The 20,067-nt window shown below is 45.9% G+C and carries 12 protein-coding genes and 2 pseudogenes; 6 read left to right on the top strand and 8 right to left on the bottom strand.

Annotated elements, in window-relative coordinates; all coding sequences use genetic code 11:
- Window positions 1-9 precede the first annotated feature (9 nt).
- Window positions 10-1,239, top strand: coding sequence for a lipoprotein-releasing ABC transporter permease subunit LolE (lolE, locus tag A4A70_RS01350; RefSeq protein ID WP_067568283.1), 1,230 nt, complete (start codon window positions 10-12; stop codon window positions 1,237-1,239).
- Between the two features lie 237 nt (window positions 1,240-1,476).
- Here lolE and purB read toward each other — a convergent pair whose 3' ends face one another.
- Window positions 1,477-2,847, bottom strand: a complete 1,371-nt coding sequence (purB, locus tag A4A70_RS01345; RefSeq protein WP_067567776.1) for an adenylosuccinate lyase — start codon at window positions 2,845-2,847, stop codon at window positions 1,477-1,479.
- 67 nt (window positions 2,848-2,914) lie between these two features.
- Window positions 2,915-4,015 carry a tRNA 2-thiouridine(34) synthase MnmA gene (gene mnmA, locus A4A70_RS01340; protein WP_067567774.1) on the bottom strand — a complete coding sequence of 367 codons (1,101 nt, stop codon included), beginning with the start codon at window positions 4,013-4,015 and terminating at the stop codon, window positions 2,915-2,917.
- Between the two features lie 196 nt (window positions 4,016-4,211).
- Here mnmA and rplY point away from each other — a divergent pair, with 196 nt between their 5' ends.
- On the top strand, window positions 4,212-4,499 hold the full coding sequence (gene rplY, locus A4A70_RS01335) for a 50S ribosomal protein L25 (RefSeq protein ID WP_067567772.1): 288 nt from the start codon (window positions 4,212-4,214) through the stop codon (window positions 4,497-4,499).
- Window positions 4,500-4,525: 26 nt separating this feature from the next.
- Here rplY and gyrA read toward each other — a convergent pair.
- Window positions 4,526-7,078 (bottom strand): annotated as a pseudogene (gyrA, locus tag A4A70_RS01330) (DNA topoisomerase (ATP-hydrolyzing) subunit A); the annotation flags it as partial.
- A gap of 484 nt (window positions 7,079-7,562) precedes the next feature.
- On the opposite strand from gyrA, the gene nrdA reads away from it, so the two are divergent.
- The 4 genes from nrdA (at window position 7,563) to pta (ending at window position 14,927) form a co-directional block, all read left to right on the top strand.
- Window positions 7,563-9,845: a class 1a ribonucleoside-diphosphate reductase subunit alpha gene (gene nrdA, locus A4A70_RS01325; RefSeq protein ID WP_067567770.1), complete on the top strand. Its 2,283-nt coding sequence runs from the start codon at window positions 7,563-7,565 to the stop codon at window positions 9,843-9,845.
- Between the two features lie 51 nt (window positions 9,846-9,896).
- Window positions 9,897-11,027, top strand: coding sequence for a class Ia ribonucleoside-diphosphate reductase subunit beta (gene nrdB, locus A4A70_RS01320; protein WP_067567767.1), 1,131 nt, complete (start codon window positions 9,897-9,899; stop codon window positions 11,025-11,027).
- A gap of 458 nt (window positions 11,028-11,485) precedes the next feature.
- A complete protein-coding gene (locus A4A70_RS01315; protein ID WP_067567765.1) occupies window positions 11,486-12,691 on the top strand; it encodes an acetate kinase in 1,206 nt (401 codons plus the stop codon).
- 94 nt (window positions 12,692-12,785) lie between these two features.
- Window positions 12,786-14,927: a phosphate acetyltransferase gene (gene pta / locus A4A70_RS01310; protein WP_067567763.1), complete on the top strand. Its 2,142-nt coding sequence runs from the start codon at window positions 12,786-12,788 to the stop codon at window positions 14,925-14,927.
- Window positions 14,928-14,950: 23 nt separating this feature from the next.
- Here pta and A4A70_RS01305 read toward each other — a convergent pair whose 3' ends face one another.
- The 5 genes and pseudogenes from A4A70_RS01305 to fabB all read right to left on the bottom strand — a co-directional run bounded on the left by A4A70_RS01305 (window position 14,951) and on the right by fabB (window position 19,576).
- The gene (locus A4A70_RS01305; protein ID WP_067568281.1) at window positions 14,951-15,439 is read right to left on the bottom strand and encodes a CvpA family protein; all 489 of its coding nucleotides are present in this window, start codon (window positions 15,437-15,439) and stop codon (window positions 14,951-14,953) included.
- A gap of 327 nt (window positions 15,440-15,766) precedes the next feature.
- Window positions 15,767-15,832 (bottom strand): annotated as a pseudogene (locus A4A70_RS02980) (hypothetical protein); the annotation flags it as partial.
- Window positions 15,833-15,852: 20 nt separating this feature from the next.
- Window positions 15,853-16,719 carry an acetyl-CoA carboxylase, carboxyltransferase subunit beta gene (accD, locus tag A4A70_RS01300; protein ID WP_067567761.1) on the bottom strand — a complete coding sequence of 289 codons (867 nt, stop codon included), beginning with the start codon at window positions 16,717-16,719 and terminating at the stop codon, window positions 15,853-15,855.
- 253 nt (window positions 16,720-16,972) lie between these two features.
- Complete coding sequence (gene truA, locus A4A70_RS01295) at window positions 16,973-17,827, bottom strand: tRNA pseudouridine(38-40) synthase TruA (protein WP_082798869.1); 855 nt, start codon at window positions 17,825-17,827, stop codon at window positions 16,973-16,975.
- A 537-nt stretch (window positions 17,828-18,364) separates the two neighbouring features.
- On the bottom strand, window positions 18,365-19,576 hold the full coding sequence (gene fabB, locus A4A70_RS01285; protein ID WP_067567756.1) for a beta-ketoacyl-ACP synthase I: 1,212 nt from the start codon (window positions 19,574-19,576) through the stop codon (window positions 18,365-18,367).
- Window positions 19,577-20,067: the final 491 nt, after the last annotated feature.

The following is a 20,067-nucleotide window of genomic DNA, read 5'->3' as shown; positions in this document are numbered from 1 at the left end:
ACACTTAAGATGCCGCTGTCGTTGCAGATTGTGCTGCGCTTGAGCCGGGGACGGCGGGGTAATATGGTATCGATGATTTCGATTATCTCTATTATTGGTATCGCATTAGGGGTGGCGGTTTTGTTTATTGGACTAAGCGCCATGAACGGGTTTGAGCGAGAATTTAACAACCGTATTTTAGCGGTGGTACCCCACGGAGAAATAGAACCGGTCAAATTACCATTTACCGATTGGCAGACAGTCATGAAGCGGATTGATCACGTTCCGGGGATTATCGCCGCCGTCCCTTATTTGAACTTTACCGGATTAGTGGAGTGTTACAACAAGCTTCAGGCAATTCAGGTGCGCGGCATCCCTTCACAGGAGATACGGTTGAGCGCGCTATCGCGCTACATCAGAAACAATGCCTTGCAGCTTTTTCACGCCGGCAACAAGCAAATCATCGTCGGCAATGGTGTGGCCAACACGATCAAGGTGAAACCTGGAGACTGGCTAACTATCATGATCCCAAATAGCGATATGCATATGAAACTGTTGCAGCCAAAACGTATCCGCTTGCAGGTAAGCGGGATTTTGGCATTGAACGGCCAGCTTGATCATAACATAGCGCTTGTACCGCTGGCGGACGCCCAGCAATATCTTCAACGGTATGAAGACGTGGACGGTATTGCCATTAAGGTAGTTGATGTATTTAACGCTAATAAACTAGTGCGCGATGCGGGCGAAGTTACCAACGCCTACGTCAAAATCCGTAGTTGGATAGGGACCTATGGGTATATGTACCGCGATATTCAAATGATCCGCACCATTATGTATTTAGCTATGGTACTAGTTATTTGTGTCGCCTGTTTCAATATTATGTCTACGTTAGTAATGGCGGTAAAAGATAAAAGCGTTGACATCGCTATTTTACGTACTTTAGGAGCTCAAGACGGACTGATCCGTACTATTTTTATCTGGTATGGCCTGCTGGCGGGTATTACTGGCAGTGTCATCGGCATAGTAGTCGGTGTGCTGGTGGCGCTCAACTTGACCGCGCTAATTAAATTTTTAGAGAAGGTACTTGGCCATCAACTCTTGTCCAGCGATATTTATTTTATTAATTTTCTGCCGATAGAGCTGCATTGGTTAGATGCTGCAAGCTTGTTGGCAATGGCGCTGCTCCTGAGTTTACTGGCAAGCGGGTATCCCGCGTGGCGGGCAAGCTGCATCGATCCTGCCAAGGTGTTGAGAGGTTAATAATTCTCTATTGTTTACTAGTTGTTACAGGAAGTAATCTCTAGCAGAGATGACGTAAGTTCATCATTATCAGCATTTGTGATTATCTGTTCTGGAACAGATAGAGGTCGCCAGTACGGATATGATACTAGAGAAAACGTTGTTGTGCGGCAAACAGCAATAATCTATATAGGCAATAATAGATATAAATTAGTATCCCATAGATTAATTTAACTCTGCGTCTGCGTATTTTAACTTTTATTTTAATTCTTCTACTAGAGTAGAAGCACGGCCAATATAATTAGCTGGTGTTAGTGTTTTAAGCCGCGCTTTTGCCACCTGCGGAAGCGGCAAACTTTCGATAAATGCTTTTATACTATTTTCATCTACTGGCTTGCTGCCAGTAAATTCCTTTAGCTTTTCGTAAGGCTTTTCTATCCCATAGCGGCGCATAACAGTTTGAATAGGTTCAGCTAAAACTGCCCAATTATGATCCAGTTCTTTCAGAAGATGGTCTTGATTGACCTCAAGCTTACTGATACCTTTAAGAGTTGCTTGATAAGCAATAATCGCATAGCCTATACCGACGCCTAAATTGCGTAACGCAGTCGAATCAGTTAAATCCCGCTGCCAGCGAGAAATAGGTAATTTTGCTGCTAGGTGGTGCAGCACTGCATTAGCCAAACCTAAATTTCCTTCCGAATTCTCGAAATCAATGGGATTGACCTTATGAGGCATAGTAGAAGAGCCGATTTCGCCAGCAACGGTGAACTGTTTAAAATTATTTAGCGCGATATATCCCCAGACATCACGATCAAAATCAATAAGAATGGTATTGAAACGCGCTATACAAGCGAACAATTCGGAGATGTAATCATGGGGTTCTATTTGAGTGGTATAAGGATTCCAGTCAATGCCCAGATCTGTGACAAAATCGTGGCTCAATTGGTGCCAGTCTACCTCGGGATATGCTACTAGGTGGGCATTGTAATTGCCGACCGCACCGTTGATTTTGCCTAAAATCTCAGTCTGTTCGAGCTGGCGATACTGACGTGACAGACGATAGACAAAGTTTGCCATTTCTTTGCCTAGCGTGGAGGGTGTCGCTGGTTGCCCGTGGGTGCGCGATAGCAGCGGGATCTCGCGATAACGTTCGGCTAGCGCTGTCACAGCAGCGATAATTTGGCGCCAAGCTGGAAACAAAATGGTGTCGCGGGCGGTGGATAGTATCAATGCATGGGCCAGATTATTAATATCTTCAGAAGTACAGGCGAAATGAATAAATTCGCTCACTGCTTGAAGCGATGGCAGTGAGGCTACTTTTTGCTTTAAGAAATATTCAACTGCCTTCATATCATGATTAGTAGTACGCTCAATTATTTTAATATGCTTAGCGTCCTGCATACTGAAGTTAGCGACGATCGCATCCAGGTAATTATTTGCGCGATAATCAAAAGGGGGGACCTCTTTGATTGCTTCACAGGAGGCCAGTTTTTGCAGCCAGCGCACCTCTACCTGTACGCGAAATTTTAGCAGACCGAATTCGCTGAAAATATCGCGCAGCGGGCTGACTTTTTCGCCATAGCGACCGTCTACTGGTGAAATAGCAGTCAGAGAGGATAATTCCATTGATTTAACTCCTGCAAACATTGCTAATGTGTAAGGGGTGCTAACTTAAACTGTCGCCTGTATCGGCTCAAGACTGGCGCATCTCAATTATCCCGCCACCTAAACAGCGCTCTGCCAGATAGAACACCGCCGATTGTCCCGGCGTCACGGCAGACACTGGCCTATCGAATATGACCTGCACACGCCCGTCCGGCTGAGGGTTTAATTGGCAAGCAATGTCCGGTTGACGATACCTAGTTTTCACTGTACAGCACAGTGGGGTCATAAGTTTTTCCTGCGCTACCCAGCGTAGCTGGCTAGCGATAAGTCCGGTGGACATAAGCCGAGGATGCGCATGTCCTTGAGCTACAATCAGGCGGTTATTGTGCAGATCTTTATCCACTACATACCAAGGATCTTTCTTACCGTCGCGGGTGCCACCGATTCCTAGCCCTTTACGCTGTCCCAGTGTATAATACATGAGCCCTTGGTGGAATCCCATCTCTTGGCCGTCTACCGAGACGATTGCCCCTGGCTTAGCTTGCAGGTATCGACCAAGAAAGTCGCGAAATTTACGTTTGCCGATAAAGCAAATGCCCATCGAGTCTTTTTTACCGGCGGTAGACAGATTAAGTTCGGTAGCAATGCGCCGCACCTCTGGTTTGGTTAGTTCCCCAATCGGAAATAGGCAGCGTGAGAGCTTTCCATAAGCTAGAGTATAAAGGAAATAACTTTGATCTTTGTTATCATCTATGCCACGCAATAGACAACTTTTACCATCAATATCGGCACGTCTGACATAGTGCCCGGTGGCGATATAGTCGGCACCTAGATCCTCTAGAGTGAAGTCGTAGAACGCTTTGAATTTTATTTCCTTGTTGCATAATATATCGGGATTAGGCGTGCGGCCAGCCTGATATTCTTTAAGAAAATTTTTAAAAACATTCTCCCAATATTCAGAAGCAAAATTAACAGTATGCAGCACTATACCCAGCCTATTGCATACTGCTTGTGCATCAGCCAAATCTCTTACTGAAGTGCAATATTCTTCAGTATCGTCCTCCTCCCAGTTTTTCATGAATAGCCCTTCTACGTGGTAGCCCTGCCTTTGTATCAGCCAGGCGGCGACAGAAGAGTCTACACCGCCGGACATACTGATGATTACTTTTTTTTGACTATTATTTGACATAAGATTTTCACTAATGACATGACCGCTAAGCAAAGCTTTATATAATACAATAATATTAGGTTTTGTTTTTGTTTGCTCTGAGCTAGAAACTAAGTTATAATTTTACTTACTAATAACAGATCGTTGATCTTTCTCTCTCCTAACCGCTGCTAGGTTATGCCTGTCGCAGGTTACGTTCTAATATTTTGGAAAACTTATGTTAACTATCAATGCTGAAATTCGCAGAGAGCAAGGTAAGGGTGCAGGTCGTCGCCTACGTCTAGCGAACAAGTTACCGGCTATTGTATACGGCGGTATTGAAGCCCCGCTTGCTATCAAGTTGGATCATGAAACTGTCCTTAATCTTCAGACCAAAGAAGGCTTTTATAGTGGTGACGTTCTGGCGCTGGTTGTCGATAGCACAGAAACCAAGGTGAAGGTACAGGCAGTGCAACGTCATCCGTTTAAACCAAAACTAATGCATATCGACTTCGTGCGCTCCTAAAGTTAGGACGCCTCTTTCACTACTACATTGAACTCTTCATCGTCTACCGGTTCGGCGATGCGCTGCAGCCCTACAACATGCTCATCCTGCGCGGTGCGGATGAGCGTCACGCCCTGAGTATTACGGCCCACGATGCTCACCTCGGAAACCCTGGTACGCACCAACTTGCCAGCGTCGGTGATTATCATCACCTGATCACAGTCTTCAACCTGTATCGCACCCACTACCTCGCCATTGCGTTCACTCACCTTAATAGAAATAACCCCCTGGGTAGCACGAGATTTGGTAAGGTATTCTGATTGTGCGGTACGCTTGCCGTAGCCGTGCTGGGTCACCGTTAAAATTGGTCCCTCGCCGCGCGGAACGATAAGTGAAACAACCCGGTCCCCTTCTACCAGATTGATACCACGCACGCCGGTCGCGGTACGTCCCATACTGCGCACTTGCGTTTCCGAGAAACGCACAACTTTACCGTATGCAGAAAACAGCATCACATCATGGCTGCCGTCGGTTAGATCCACGCCGATTAGTTCATTGCCTTCATCGAGGTTAACAGCGATAATGCCAGTGTTACGCGGCCGGCTGAACTCACTCAAGGCAGTTTTCTTCACGGTGCCGCTGGCAGTCGCCATAAAGATATGGCGATCTTCTTTTTTATCTTGTTCACGTACCGGCAGAATAGCGGTAATGCGCTCGTTCTGCTCAAGGGGTAACAAGTTAACTATCGGCCGACCGCGAGAACTGCGACTGGCTTCCGGTAGTTGATATACTTTCATCCAGTATATCCTCCCACGACTAGAGAACAGCAGGATGGTATCATGGGTATTAGCCACCAGCAGACGATTGATAAAGTCCTCTTCTTTAATACTAGCTGCTGATTTCCCTTTACCGCCGCGGCGTTGCGCCTCGTAATCTGTTAGCGGCTGGTATTTGATATAGCCCTGATGCGACAGAGTGACCACCACATCTTCCTGATTAATTAAAGCCTCGATACTGATATCCGAACTATTGGCGGTAATCTCGGTGCGACGCGGATCTCTGTACTGTTCTTTGATGGCTATGAGCTCTGCGCGAATAACTTCCATCAAGCGGTCTGGATCCTGCAAAATTTGAATCAGTTTGGCTATCTGGATCAGCAAATCTTTATATTCATCAAACAGCTTTTCGTGCTCCAGACCAGTGAGCTTTTGCAGGCGCAAATCCAAAATTGCCTGGGCCTGCTGTTCAGTCAGATAGTAATAGCCTTCTCGGATGCCAAACTTCAGCTCTAGCCATTCCGGACGCGCGATATCGTTATCAGTGCGCTCTAGCATGGCAGCAACGTTGCTAAGCGCCCAGGAGCGCTCCACCAGTGCAGCTTTGGCTTCTGCTGGGGTCAGTGCCTGCCGAATCAATTCGATCATCGGGGCAATATTTACCAGAGCTACCGCCAGCGCTTCCAGAATGTGAGCGCGCTCGCGTTTTTTGCGTAATTCGAAAATAGTGCGACGTGTGACTACCTCGCGTCGATGGCTTATAAAGGCGGATAAAATATCCTTCAACGGCAGGATTTTCGGCTGTCCCTGATGTAGAGCAACCATATTGATACCGAACGATACCTGCAGTTGGGTTTGAGAATAGAGGTTATTGAGCACCACCTCACCTACCGCGTCGCGTTTGACTGCAATAACAATGCGCATACCGTCTTTATCGGACTCGTCACGCAGACCACTAATGCCTTCGATGCGTTTTTCTTTTACCAACTCAGCAATTTTTTCAATCAGTCGTGCTTTATTGACCTGATATGGAATTTCATGCACGATAATATTTTCATGGCCGGTCTTACCATTAGTTTCTATCTTGGCACGTGCGCGTAGGTAAATTTTACCCCGTCCGGTGCAATAAGCCTCCTCGATACCTCTCTGGCCATTTATAATGGCTGCAGTAGGAAAATCAGGCCCTGGAATATAGTTCATTAAACTTTTAACGCTGATATTCTCATCGTCGATATAGACTAGACACCCGTCAATGACTTCCGCTAGATTGTGCGGCGGAATATTGGTGGCCATACCCACCGCGATACCAGAAGCACCGTTTACCAATAAATTAGGGATCCTGGTGGGCATCACATCGGGAATTTGCTCGGTACTATCATAGTTCGGCACATAATTTACAGTTTCTTGTTCCAGATCTGCCATCAGTTCATGGGCTATCTTCGTCATGCGTACTTCAGTATAACGCATCGCCGCGGCAGAGTCACCATCAACGGACCCAAAATTGCCTTGACCATCTACTAGCATGTACCTAAGTGAGAACGGCTGTGCCATCCGCACAATAGTGTCATAAACAGCGGTATCCCCATGGGGGTGATATTTACCGATGACGTCACCGACTACCCGCGCTGATTTTTTATAAGGTTTATTCCAATCATTACCAAGTATTTTCATCGCGAACAGCACGCGACGATGCACGGGTTTTAGTCCGTCCCGGACATCCGGCAGTGCGCGTCCGACAATTACGGACATAGCATAATCAAGATAAGAGCGTTTCAGCTCTTCTTCGATATGAACTGGTACAATTTCTCTGGCAAGGTCGCTCATGGCGCCGTTTTTCCTCTAATAAAGCCTCTATGCATGAAGCATGCTTACCGGATTTAAAGGTAGCAAAGAAGTATATCATCTTTTTCTTTCGATTAAATAGCACTGTCACCATGAAAATTAATGATACACTCACACTCATCTCAAGCTAGTGCCTGTGAACGTTTATATCCGCTTATTTAGCTTATTATCTATTTATCTATTTTAGACTTTCATAGTTTTTTTTAGAAAATACGCTCCCGAGCTTAACAACCTGGAAGCAGTAGGAGAAATAGCCGCTTTTAGCTAGATGATGACCGTTTCTCCCCCCTGTTATCCACAAAAACCCATAATTTACTCACTTGCATTGCTGCGCCTTTATCACTATTTTGTCATTAAACTAACAACAATACCCTATATAGTAATTTACTTCTTTGTAAATCACTACTAATGCTGCCTGAGCGTCAGCGAAGGCAGTTGCGGGTTATATAGACAGGTATCGATCGATATGAACCAGAGTTTGCTAGTCACAAAGCGCGATGGAAGTAAAGAAACCATTAACCTAGATAAAATTCACCAAGTCATCAACTGGGCCGCAAAAGGATTAGAAAATGTTTCCGTTTCTCAGGTAGAATTACGGTCTCATATCCAATTTTATGATGGTATCAAAACCGCTGATATTCATAAAACTATTATTAAAGCCGCTGCAGATTTAATTTCACGCCAGGCGCCAGACTATCAATATCTTGCCGCCAGACTAGCGGTATTCCATCTGCGCAAAAAAGCTTACGGCCAATTTGAGCCACCTAAACTTTATGACCATATCGTGCGACTGGTGGAAATGGGCAAATACGATCAAAAATTACTAACAGTTTACAGCCCAGATGAATTTACGCAAATGAACGGCTTTATCGATCACTGGCGCGACATGAACTTCTCCTATGCTGCGGTCAAGCAGCTTGAAGGAAAATATCTAGTACAAAACCGGATTACCGGCGAAATTTATGAAAGCGCCCAGTTTTTGTATATATTGGTAGCCGCTTGCCTATTTTCCAGCTATCCTCGTGCAACCCGTCTAGACTACGTTAAACGTTTTTACGAAGCTGTTTCTACATTTAAAATTTCGTTATCAACACCGATCATGGCTGGTGTGCGAACACCGACTCGTCAGTTCAGTTCCTGCGTACTTATCGAATGTGGTGACAGCCTGGATTCCATCAACGCGACTTCCAGTGCTATTGTCAAATACGTATCCCAGCGCGCTGGGATAGGCATTAACGCTGGGCGCATTCGCGCGCTTGGCAGTCCTATCCGTGGCGGGGAAGCATTCCATACGGGCTGTATCCCTTTCTACAAACATTTCCAAACTGCAGTAAAATCTTGTTCTCAGGGCGGAGTACGAGGTGGGGCAGCTACCTTGTTCTACCCTATGTGGCATTTAGAAGTCGAAAGCCTGCTGGTATTGAAAAACAACCGTGGTGTTGAAGCTAACCGGGTGCGTCATATGGACTATGGCGTACAGCTTAACAAACTCATGTACCAACGCTTGGTTACAGGAGCAGACATCACTTTATTTAGCCCTTCCGACGTACCGGAGTTATATGACGCTTTTTTCACCGATCAGGATCAGTTTGAGAAGCTTTACTGCCAATATGAGCGAGATAGTAATATCCGTCAACGCCGTATTAAAGCGGTGGAGCTGTTTTCGATGATGATGCGAGAGCGTGCCTCCACCGGGCGTATTTATGTACAGAACGTGGACCATTGCAATAACCATAGTCCGTTCGATCCAAGGGTGGCGCCCATTCGTCAGTCCAACCTATGCCTAGAAATCGTCCTCCCAAGTAAGCCGCTAGAAGATGTGTTTGACAAGAATGGTGAAATTGCTCTCTGCACTCTGTCGGCTTTTAATCTCGGGGTGATAAACAACCTAGACGATCTTAGCGAACTAGCGATGCTTGCGGTACGCGCTCTTGATGCACTGCTCGACTATCAGGATTATCCAATACCAGCCGCGAAACGCAGTGCGATGGGCCGCCGAACTCTCGGCGTAGGCGTGATTAATTTTGCTTATTATCTGGCTAAGCACGGAGTGCGCTATTCCGATGGCAGCGCTAATAACTTAACCCACCGTACGTTCGAGGCGATTCAATATTATCTGCTTAAGGCCTCCAATGAGCTGGCTAAAGAGCGCGGTCCCTGCCCATGGTTTAATGAGACTAACTATGCACATGGGCTTTTACCTATCGATAGTTATAAAAAAGATCTCGATAGCATCGTTAGCGAACCACTACATTACGATTGGGAAGCGCTGCGCGCAGATATCCAACATCATGGTTTGTGCAATTCTACTTTGTCGGCGCTCATGCCGTCTGAAACCTCATCGCAAATATCCAACGCTACCAACGGTATCGAACCACCACGCGGTCTGGTTAGCATCAAGGCTTCTAAAGACGGTATCCTGCGCCAGGTGGTGCCTGAATCAGTTCGCCTGCAGCAGGACTATGAACTATTGTGGGAAATGCCGAGCAATGACGGTTATCTGCACCTTGTAGGAGTGATGCAAAAATTTATCGATCAGGCTATTTCTGCTAATACTAACTATGATCCTTCCCGTTTCCCAGCCGGGAAAGTACCTATGAAGCAGTTGCTAAAAGATCTGTTAACCGCGTATAAGTTTGGGGTGAAAACCTTGTATTACCACAACACCCGTGACGGTTCGGAAGATGCCCAGGAAGATATGCAGTCATTACGACAAGATGATTGTGACAGAGGCGCTTGCAAGATTTAAATATGAAAGCGGGCCGGCAACCTCGTCCGCGTAAAATGGGAGTAACTATCTATGGCCTACACTACATTTTCACGAACTAAAAATGACCAGCTACTGGAGCTGATGTTTTTCGGCCAGTCAGTCAATATTGTGCGTTTTGACCAACAAAAATACGATCTTTTTGAAAAATTGATTGAAAAACAATTGTCGTTTTTCTGGCGTCCGGAAGAAGTTGACGTTTCACGCGACCGTATTGACTTTCAAGCGCTGCCAGCGCATGAAAAACATATTTTTATCAGCAATCTAAAATATCAAATACTGCTCGATTCTATTCAGGGCCGCAGCCCAAATGTAGCGCTACTACCGCTGATCTCAATACCCGAACTAGAAACCTGGGTAGAAACCTGGGCATTTTCGGAGACCATTCACTCAAGGTCTTATACCCATATCATCCGCAATATTATCAATGAGCCCTCTCTAGTGTTCGACGATATTGTTACCGACGAGGAAATCCTCAAGCGCGCCAAAGATATCTCTGGTTATTACGATGGGCTTATCGAACTAACCAGTTATTATCATTTATTTGGAGAAGGTATCCACCAGATCAACAGAAACAAGGTAAGGGTAAATCTTCATGATCTGAAGAAAAGACTCTACCTATGCCTGATGAGCGTCAACGCGCTAGAAGCGATTCGGTTTTATGTCAGCTTCGCCTGTTCTTTCGCCTTCGCCGAACGTGAATTAATGGAAGGCAACGCCAAGATAATTAGACTTATCGCCCGTGATGAGGCACTACACTTGACCGGTACACAGTATATGCTAAATCTGATGCGCTCCGGCGAGGATGATTCGGAAATGGCCGATATTGCTTACAACTGCCAGAAGGAAAGCTATGATTTGTTTTTGCTTGCCGCTCAGCAAGAGAAAAATTGGGCTAGTTATCTATTCTGCGATGGCTCGATGATTGGATTAAATAAAGATATTCTTTGCCAATACGTGGAATATATTACCAATATTCGCATGAAGGCGGTGGGTCTAGATTTGCCCTTTGCTACGTGCTCTAACCCTATCCCGTGGATCAATTCCTGGCTTGTGTCGGATAATGTGCAGGTGGCTCCACAAGAGGTTGAAATAAGCTCTTATCTGGTAGGACAGATTGATGCCGAAGTCAACAGCGATGATCTCGGAGGTTTCCAACTTTAATCAGTTCCGTTCCCTCAATCATCTCCTGGTCAAAGTAGCTATGTCTCCGGCTAACAACTGAAGGAGAACTAAAATATCATCAATAATAATTATCTATGATCTAATTGGGATCGCTAAAACCAGCGATCAGGTTGCATTCTTACTCTAGACCTTACTTATCAAAAATAGTGGATCTGGTTTAATCATTTTTTTTGCTTTTTTTGTTTTTTTTTTGCGCATCACGAGTAGTTAGTAGTATAGCACCATTAGATAGCTACTATACAATATACGTAGCTGTAGTCTAGAGAGTGCGCTTCTCCCCCCGCCTAAGTAGTTGTTGCATTGGGAGCAAAAAAAATATTAGGAGATTTTCTGTAATCTACTGAAACGCTTAACATAAGATGTTATTATCAAACTCTCTGGTTAATGTATTATTAACGACTCTATGCATAAACTACGCCTAATAAGTAGGTAATTCCATGCGAACTAAGCTAGTACTGGTTCTGAACTGTGGCAGTTCATCTTTAAAATTCGCTATTATCAATGCTACTAACGGTGAAAAACATATCTCAGGTCTCGCAGAGTGCTTCAATCTACCGGAGGTGCGTATTCAATGGAATATAAATGGCGCTAAGCAAGAAGCGCCGTTGGCTGCAGGCAGTGCGCACAGCGAAGCATTAAATTTTATCGTTAATACTATTTTGGCACAAAGCCCCAGACTATCCGTACAACTAACCGCTATCGGTCACCGTATCGTCCATGGCGGCGAGCGGTTCACTCATTCCGCCGTTATCAATGAAGACGTTCTACAAGGCATCGAGGATGCTATTCCGTTCGCGCCGCTGCACAACCCTGCGCAGCTTATCGGCATCCGCGAGGCTTTAAAAGAGTTTCCGCAGCTTACTAAGAAAAATGTAGCGGTTTTTGATACAGCCTTCCATCAGACCATGCCTGAAGAATCATATCTTTATGCCCTACCCTATTCTTTATATCAGGATTATGGTATACGCCGCTACGGCGCCCATGGAACTAGCCATTTTTACGTTAGCCGCGAAGCGGCCAAGATCCTCAATAAGACGGTAACAGAACTTAATGTGATTACCTGCCATTTAGGCAACGGCAGTTCAGTAACCGCTATTCGCAACGGCAAGTGCGTCGATACATCAATGGGCCTGACTCCATTGGAAGGTTTGGTAATGGGAACCCGCAGTGGCGATATTGATCCAGCTATAGTGTTCCACTTACATGATGCCTTGGGGATGTCCGTCGAGAAGATAAATACACTGCTGACAAAAGAGTCCGGACTGCTAGGCCTGACCGGAGTAACCGGTGACTGCCGCTATATTGAGAACAATTATGATCAAGTGGACGCCCGCCGCGCCATGGATGTATATTGTCACCGTCTGGCCAAGTATATCGGTGCTTACAGCACGCTTATGGACGGTCGGCTGGATGCGATTATTTTCACCGGTGGCATCGGTGAAAACTCCGCTATGGTACGTGAGCTATCACTAAATAAACTGGCACTGTTCGGCTTTAAAGTTGATCATGAACGTAACTTAGCCGCGCGTTTCGGTCGTTCCGGTGTGATAAGTACCGAGACCAGCAGTCTGGCCATAGTTATTCCGACCAACGAAGAGTTGGTTATCGCTCAGGAAGCAGCTCGACTGACAGCGTCATTCTAGATCTTCTCTTCGGCTTGTTCCGACTGGTATATTGTTGATTACCAAACAACCGTAAAAAGTTAAAAGAGGTGTTGTAGCCGTGTACCATATAATTATGTTGATTCCCAGCGGCACCAGCGTTGGTCTAACTAGCGTGAGTCTCGGTGTTATTAAAGCCATAGAGCAAAAGGGCATAAGTTTAAGCTTTTTTAAACCAATCGCTCAGTCTAACCCCCGCTATGGAAAAGATAACCTAGACGCCACTACCAGCATTATTCGCGCCAACTCCAACATTCCTGCCGCCGAGCCTCTGCGTATGAGCTACGTTGAATCGCTGATCAGCTCTAATAAGCAAGATTTGCTGATGGAGGAAATTATCTCACGTTTTCATGAAAATACTAAAAAGGCGAAAATCGTTCTAGTTGAAGGGCTGGTGCCCACGCTTCAACATCAGTTCACCACCGCTCTGAACTACGAAATAGCCCGTACGCTGAATGCCGAAATAATCTTCATACTTGCTTTGGAAAACAACTCGCAAGATAAATTAAAAGAACGCATTGAACTGGTGCGCGCAAGCTTTGGCGGTATCAGGAATAAAAACATCACCGGTGTTATCATTAATCAAATTAACACACCAGTTAATGAACAAGGTCATACGGGTCTAGATCTATTAGAAATGTTCGACGCTTCCAGTAAAGCTAGCGTCTTCAGTGTTGATACAACCTTGCTTTCTAGAAACAGCCCACTGCCAATTTTTGGCTGTATTCCGTGTAATTTTGACCTTATTGCCACCAGAGCTATCGATATAGCCCGCCACCTGAGCGCTAAAATTATCTACGAAGGTGAAATTCAGACTCGGCGCGTGAAATCAGTAATTTTCTGTGCGCACAGTGTGGCTAATATACAAGAGCATCTCCGGCCTGGAGCGTTGCTAGTGACATCTGCAGATCGTCCTGAAGTATTAGTGGCGGCCTGCCTTGCGGTGATGAACGGAGTTAAAATTGGCGCGGTATTACTAACCGGCGGCTATGATATCGACCAGAGCATTAACCAGTTGTGCGAGCGCGCCTTCCAGACTGGCTTGCCAATGTTTACTGTGCATACTAATACCTGGCAGACCTCGCTCAGCTTGCAAAGCTTTAGCCTCGAAGTACCAGCAGACGACCACAGTCGGGTAAAAAAACTGCAAGAATATATTGCAGGCCATATTGATCACGCCTGGCTCAATTCTCTGTCTGCCAGTTCTGAACGGCCACGTCTTCTATCGCCACCTGCTTTTCGCTATCATTTAACCGAGCTAGCCCGTCAAGCGGGGAAACGTATAATCTTGCCTGAGGGTAATGAGCCGCGCACCGTAAAAGCTGCGACCATCTGCGTCGAACGCGGCATCGCCAACTGTATTTTGCTGGGCAAACCGGATGACATCCAGCATGTGGCAGCAGTTCAGGGGGTAAATTTGGGCAAAGGTATCGATATTATTGATCCGCAAGTGACGCGCGATAAGTACGTCGCTCGACTAGTAGAGCTGCGTAGGAGTAAAGGGATGACAGAAGTAGTGGCCAGAGAGCAATTGCAAGATAATGTAGTGCTGGGCACGCTGATGCTTGAGCAAGGCGAAGCTGACGGCCTGGTGTCAGGCGCGGTACACACTACTGCAAACACTATTCGTCCCCCACTACAGCTCATCAAGACCGACCCAGATAGCTCTCTGGTATCGTCGGTGTTCTTTATGCTATTGCCTGAGCAAGTTCTAGTTTATGGCGATTGCGCCATAAATCCTGATCCTACAGCAGAGCAATTAGCAGAAATCGCTATTCAGTCAGCTAATTCTGCCGCCACTTTCGGAATTGAGCCTCGCGTGGCAATGATTTCCTACGCTACCGGCAACTCTAGCGCCGGCAGTGACGTTGAGAAGGTGCGCAAAGCAACTCGGCTGGCGCAGGCAAAAAGGCCGGATCTAGTCATTGATGGCCCGCTGCAGTATGACGCCGCTATCATGGCAGACGTCGCACTGTTAAAAGCACCTCACTCGTCGGTGGCGGGCAAAGCAACGGTATTTATCTTTCCCGACTTGAATACCGGCAATACCACCTATAAAGCGGTGCAGCGCTCGGCTAATCTGCTTTCCATCGGCCCAATGCTGCAAGGAATGCGAAAGCCCGTTAACGATCTATCGCGCGGCGCGCTAGTGTACGATATAGTGTATACTGTTGCCCTGACCGCCATACAGGCCAAGCAGGCAGCAGGAGCCGGATGACTACTACTTAACCGATATTTTTTTTACTGCATCAGTAAGAAACTTGACTTGCTTTTGAGATAGTCAAAAAAACATTTTTTAATACTACTAAATTGGGGTCTCAGCTGAGAACGTTGCCAATCTTGGGTGTGGGAAAAGCCGGTAAAAGTTTCAAGATAAAATAATATTATCGAGATAATTATTACGCCCCGCAGCAGACCGAAACAAATACCTAGAACTCGGTCGGTGATGGATAGACCGGTATGCGCTATTAGCGAACTAATCAAGTAATTAACGATCGCTCCAACTACCAGAATCATCACAAACAGCAAGGTAATGGCAATACAGTTACGCACCATCTGTTTTTCAACGTGGGTTAAATATATTGTAAGGTAACTGTAGTAGTGGCTGGCAATAAAAAAAGCAAAAAACCACGTTACTAACGATAACGCTTCGCGGATAAACCCGCAAATCAGACTTACCAGGATAGAAATTATAATGATGCCGATAATAACGTAATCAATCCAGATCATGCGCATACATTTATCTAAATTTTACCTGTTAATTTTTGACGAAAGATTTTAATAAAAAAATTAAAATGTTACTTAACATCTATAGATCACACAGGCGTTCGTAATCCTGTCGACAAGCTAGACCTTCTTGTATGGTCGCAGCTGTCCATTCAAGCAGCTAAGCTGCTTGTAACTTATCCTTACATCTGGTCCTAAGATAGGTGTTATTTGTCCCTGTACTGGCGTTAACGGAGTTAATTGCGGCGCCGGCCGCGGATGAGGCAAGGGGTCTCTCCGGCCAATCTGGCTCGCCAACTACCGCCGGCCTACGATGCTCGCGCGGTGTCCATCAAGGGCAATGCTGGTAATAACGGCAATATCGGCGTTGACTATATTGGTAGCATCTAGCCGACCAACCGCGATGATTAAGTTGGTCAGTTGTCTTGCGGCTGCGGTTGGTTAGTCAGCTTTGCCAGAATACATGCTAGACGCCGGCGCATCTCCGGCCGGCGTATAATGAGATCAATAGCGCCTTTTTCCAGGAGGAATTCGCTGCGCTGAAATCCGTCCGGCAATTTTTCTCGCACAGTCTGTTCAATCACTCGCGAACCAGCGAAGCCTATCAACGCTTTCGGCTCGGCGACATTAAGATCTCCCAACATTGCTAGGCTTGCAGAAACGCCGCCCATGGTAGGATCGGTCAGCACCGAAATATAGGGTAAACGCTGGTTGCGTAGTCTGGCCAGTGCGGCACTAGTCTTGGCCATCTGCATCAACGACATCAATGCCTCCTGCATGCGGGCACCTCCGCTAGCGGAAAAGCAAACCAGAGGACAGTAATCTTCCAGCGCCTGCTCCACCGCACGCACAAAGCGCGCGCCAACTACTGAGGACATCGACCCGCCGATAAAGGCGAATTCAAAAGACGCTGCCACTATAGGCATGCCATATAGCTTCCCTTTCATAACCAGCAGCGCATCTTTCTCATTGGTGGCTTTCTGGGCAGCTGCCAGACGATCCTTGTATTTTTTTGAGTCCATGAATTTCAGAATATCTTTTGGCTCTAGCTCACTAGCTAGTTCTAACTCGCTTCCTTTGTCCAGGAAAGCTTGTAGGCGCGCGCGCGCGGTCATATGCATATGGTGGTCGCATTTGGGACAAACTTCCAGATTACGTTCTAGTTCTGCGCGATACAGCACCTGGCTACAGTTAGCACATTTTGTCCATACGCCCTCAGGGATATTCGCTCGATGCGCCGTTGTTATAGTCTTCTTATTGAGAATTCGTTCAATCCAGCTCATATTTTATTTTATTACTTATTCGCAACGCGAATGGCGAAGGTACGTATACACGTCGTACAAATAGCAACATATTTTACAAGTAAAAGAGCTGTTTGCATTGCAAACTATGTAACTGAGTATTAGTAGACTAACGGCATAAAGTAAGAAACAAACAGGCCAGGCAATATCTGCCATTTAAAAAAAATCATTGATTAATTTTATATATTCTATTTAATTTTTACGGTAACACTAGCCAAGACCTAAAAAATTACGGTTAATCCACCAGAAATAAAGGTCTAACTAGTGGCGCAGGAAGTCCAAAACGTGCCGGGTAGTTCACCTCTACCAGGTAAAGCCCAGTCGCCGGTGCGGTTGCACTGGCCAGGTTACGGTCTCGCAGCTTCAGTAGCTCAGCAATCCATGCTGCTGGCTGATTGCCGCATCCCACCTCAAGCAGACTACCTACAATATTACGAACCATATGATGAACGAAAGCATTCGCTTTGATATCTACTACAATATAGCGCCCGTGGCGCGTAACGCGTAGATGGTGCACATTACGCCAGGGAGTACGCGACTGGCACTTTAGGGCTCGAAAAGAGGTGAAATCGTTTTCTCCCAGCAAATACTGGCCAGCTTGTGCCATGTTTTGCGCATCCAGTGGATGGTAATAATGGGTCAATCCACGAAAAAATATTGCTGGGCGCAAACTGTGGTTATAGATCATATAGCAATAGCGGCGAGTGGTAGCGCTGAACCTCGCATGAAAATCGTCTGCTACTGGTCTCACCCAGCACACGGCAATATCTGCCGGCAGGTGAGCATTGACACCGAAAGTCCAGGCAGCGTCAGGCCGGCGCGCGCTGGTCTCAAAATGTACCACCTGGTTCAGGGCATGCACGCCAGCATCGGTACGCCCAGCACAAAATACCGTTACCGGTTCACTAGCGACCGTTGATAGAGCGTGTTCCAGATGTTCTTGCACGCTTGGCACCTCCTGTTGGCGTTGCCAGCCATAGTAAGCACTACCGTCATATTCTATTCCAAGCGCCAACTTTAGCCCACCATTATTAGCTAACGACGGTAAGGAGTGGTCTACCTCAAGAAAAGCTGTTTGCTCAGTAAACATCAACTAGTCTTGGCCATTGCATTAGCAACGTGCTCAAAAAAAAGCACGTTGCTCGTCCCCAACCAGAACGTAGATCCTAAACGACGTCCCCAGAAAAGTCTTACATCGGTGTCTTAATAGAGTAATCTTTTCCAAGTTTCATGTTCCTCGCTAGGAGGAAGCATTAGATGCTCCTCGGTTCTATCATAGAATATGCGCACTTTTTCTACCCTAGGCGGTGTGTTCTGTGCTGCATCAAGCCCGACTGCTCCGTCAGCAGAGTCAGCAAAAGCGTACACAGCAACTAACAGCAACTTAATTAGCTGCTATAAATAACTGACTGATTAGCAGATCTTAAGTTGTTATTACGGTAGTATTACGATTGCGGTTACTATAGGATAGTAAGTCAGCATCTAGTAATTAACTCATGGCACCAAATCAGCGGCTCTTCTATCCCAAGATTAGACACAATCTATCGGCTACTACGGTAGGTAACATACAGTAATTGTTTTTTAAAAAACATGAAGCAAATGCAGCTAATTTAAGCTTAGATTAAGTTTAGCTATACTTACGCATCACGAGGGTCGTATTCGTACCGCCGAAACCAAAGCTATTGCTCATCACGGTATTCAGTGCTCGCTGGGTTGGCTCGGTAATGATATTCATGCCTGCTGCTTGCGGATCCAGCTCTTCTATATTAATACTTGGGGCAATGAAATTGTGTTCTAGCATCAATAGCGTGAAAATAGTTTCATGGACGCCCGCCGCGCCCAGTGAGTGGCCGGTCATCGCTTTAGTAGAGGAAAATGATGGGTGTTGGTTGCCAAAAGTTTCTCTAATGGCCCACAGTTCTTTTACATCACCGACCGGTGTAGAAGTGCCGTGAACGTTAAGATAATCTACCGGCGTATCTACATTTTTAAGTGCCATCTGCATGCAGCGAATCGCTCCTTCTCCAGACGGCGCTACCATATCAGCGCCGTCTGAAGTAGCACCATAACCGATAATTTCAGCATAAATATGAGAACTACGGGCAAGCGCATGTTCTAACTCTTCTACTACAACGATACCACCACCGCCAGCAATAACGAAACCATCGCGTTTGACGTCGTAAGTCCGCGAGGCTCTTTCCGGCGTTTTATTATAGCGGGTGGATAATGCTCCCATGGCATCGAATTCACAGGCCATTTCCCAACATAGTTCTTCACCACCTCCAGCGAATACCACATCTTGTTTACCAAGCTGGATCATTTCTACTGCATTACCGATACAATGGGCAGAAGTCGAACATGCGGAGCTAATGGAATAGTTAACACCACGAATCTTAAAAGGCGTTGCTAAACATGCTGACACGCCAGAAGCCATCGCTTTAGTCACCATGTAAGGCCCTACACCACGTAGACCACGGGCTCGCATGCCGTCCGAACCGGCAACCTGGTTGCGCGGCGAGCCGCCTCCAGAACCGACGATAAGGCCAGTGCGATCGTTCGAGACCATGTCTGGTGTGAGCCTGGAATCGGTGATTGCCTGCTCCATAGCAAGATAGGCATAAATGGAGGCATCACTCATAAAGCGCGCCATTTTGCGATCAATTAGCCCGGTAGTATCTAGTTTGACATTGCCCCATACATGGCTGCGCATACCAGAATCTTTCAATTCTTGGGAAAAAGTAATTCCAGAGCGGCCTTGTTGCAATGAAGGTAAGACTTCTTTTTGGTCATTACCAATACTTGATAAAATCCCTAAGCCTGTAATCACAGCACGTTTCATTTAATACCTCTTATAATAATAGTATTGAATATTTAGTTACGCACTTTAGATTACAGATGTAAGCTGAACAAGTCAGATGAACTGATATTAGCAAAATTTATACCACGCAGTGCCCATGGTCCTAATTACATGTCAATTTATTGAACCTAGTAATCTTACTATTAGAATGAATAGGTTACACTTGTCTTCTATCCCAATATCCACATTGATGGTTACTTATATAAAGTAAATGTTTTAGTGACAAGAGCTATTATCTGTTTGTAAGATTCAGGTCTTACTAGACGATTAGGTGTGCCATTAGTGTCCGTTGTTAATAATCTAGCTAAGACTGCTTTGAGCATCGGCATCAATTTTCTGAGACTGCAGTGTTTGCATTTTGTTAGCTAGGATTTACTAGGCAGTTAGAATCATGTTCTTTGTACCGGTAAACCTCCAAATATTGAGGGTGTGCTTATACTATGTTCTGACATAGCAATCAGCACCCTCATGAC

It is taken from the genome of Candidatus Hoaglandella endobia, assembly GCF_900044015.1.
In the GTDB taxonomy this organism is placed as follows: domain Bacteria; phylum Pseudomonadota; class Gammaproteobacteria; order Enterobacterales; family Enterobacteriaceae; genus Hoaglandella; species Hoaglandella endobia.
This window is presented reverse-complemented; position numbering and strand designations above follow the sequence as displayed.

What these genes read in the sequence shown, in the direction of transcription:
- lolE (WP_067568283.1), top strand. Translation starts at nt 10, where the DNA reads ATGCCGCTGTCGTTGCAGATTGTGCTGCGCTTGAGCCGGGGACGGCGG.
- purB (WP_067567776.1), bottom strand. Translation starts at nt 2,847, where the DNA reads ATGGAATTATCCTCTCTGACTGCTATTTCACCAGTAGACGGTCGCTAT.
- mnmA (WP_067567774.1), bottom strand. Translation starts at nt 4,015, where the DNA reads ATGTCAAATAATAGTCAAAAAAAAGTAATCATCAGTATGTCCGGCGGT.
- rplY (WP_067567772.1), top strand. Translation starts at nt 4,212, where the DNA reads ATGTTAACTATCAATGCTGAAATTCGCAGAGAGCAAGGTAAGGGTGCA.
- nrdA (WP_067567770.1), top strand. Translation starts at nt 7,563, where the DNA reads ATGAACCAGAGTTTGCTAGTCACAAAGCGCGATGGAAGTAAAGAAACC.
- nrdB (WP_067567767.1), top strand. Translation starts at nt 9,897, where the DNA reads ATGGCCTACACTACATTTTCACGAACTAAAAATGACCAGCTACTGGAG.
- A4A70_RS01315 (WP_067567765.1), top strand. Translation starts at nt 11,486, where the DNA reads ATGCGAACTAAGCTAGTACTGGTTCTGAACTGTGGCAGTTCATCTTTA.
- pta (WP_067567763.1), top strand. Translation starts at nt 12,786, where the DNA reads ATGTTGATTCCCAGCGGCACCAGCGTTGGTCTAACTAGCGTGAGTCTC.
- A4A70_RS01305 (WP_067568281.1), bottom strand. Translation starts at nt 15,439, where the DNA reads ATGATCTGGATTGATTACGTTATTATCGGCATCATTATAATTTCTATC.
- accD (WP_067567761.1), bottom strand. Translation starts at nt 16,719, where the DNA reads ATGAGCTGGATTGAACGAATTCTCAATAAGAAGACTATAACAACGGCG.
- truA (WP_082798869.1), bottom strand. Translation starts at nt 17,827, where the DNA reads ATGTTTACTGAGCAAACAGCTTTTCTTGAGGTAGACCACTCCTTACCG.
- fabB (WP_067567756.1), bottom strand. Translation starts at nt 19,576, where the DNA reads ATGAAACGTGCTGTGATTACAGGCTTAGGGATTTTATCAAGTATTGGT.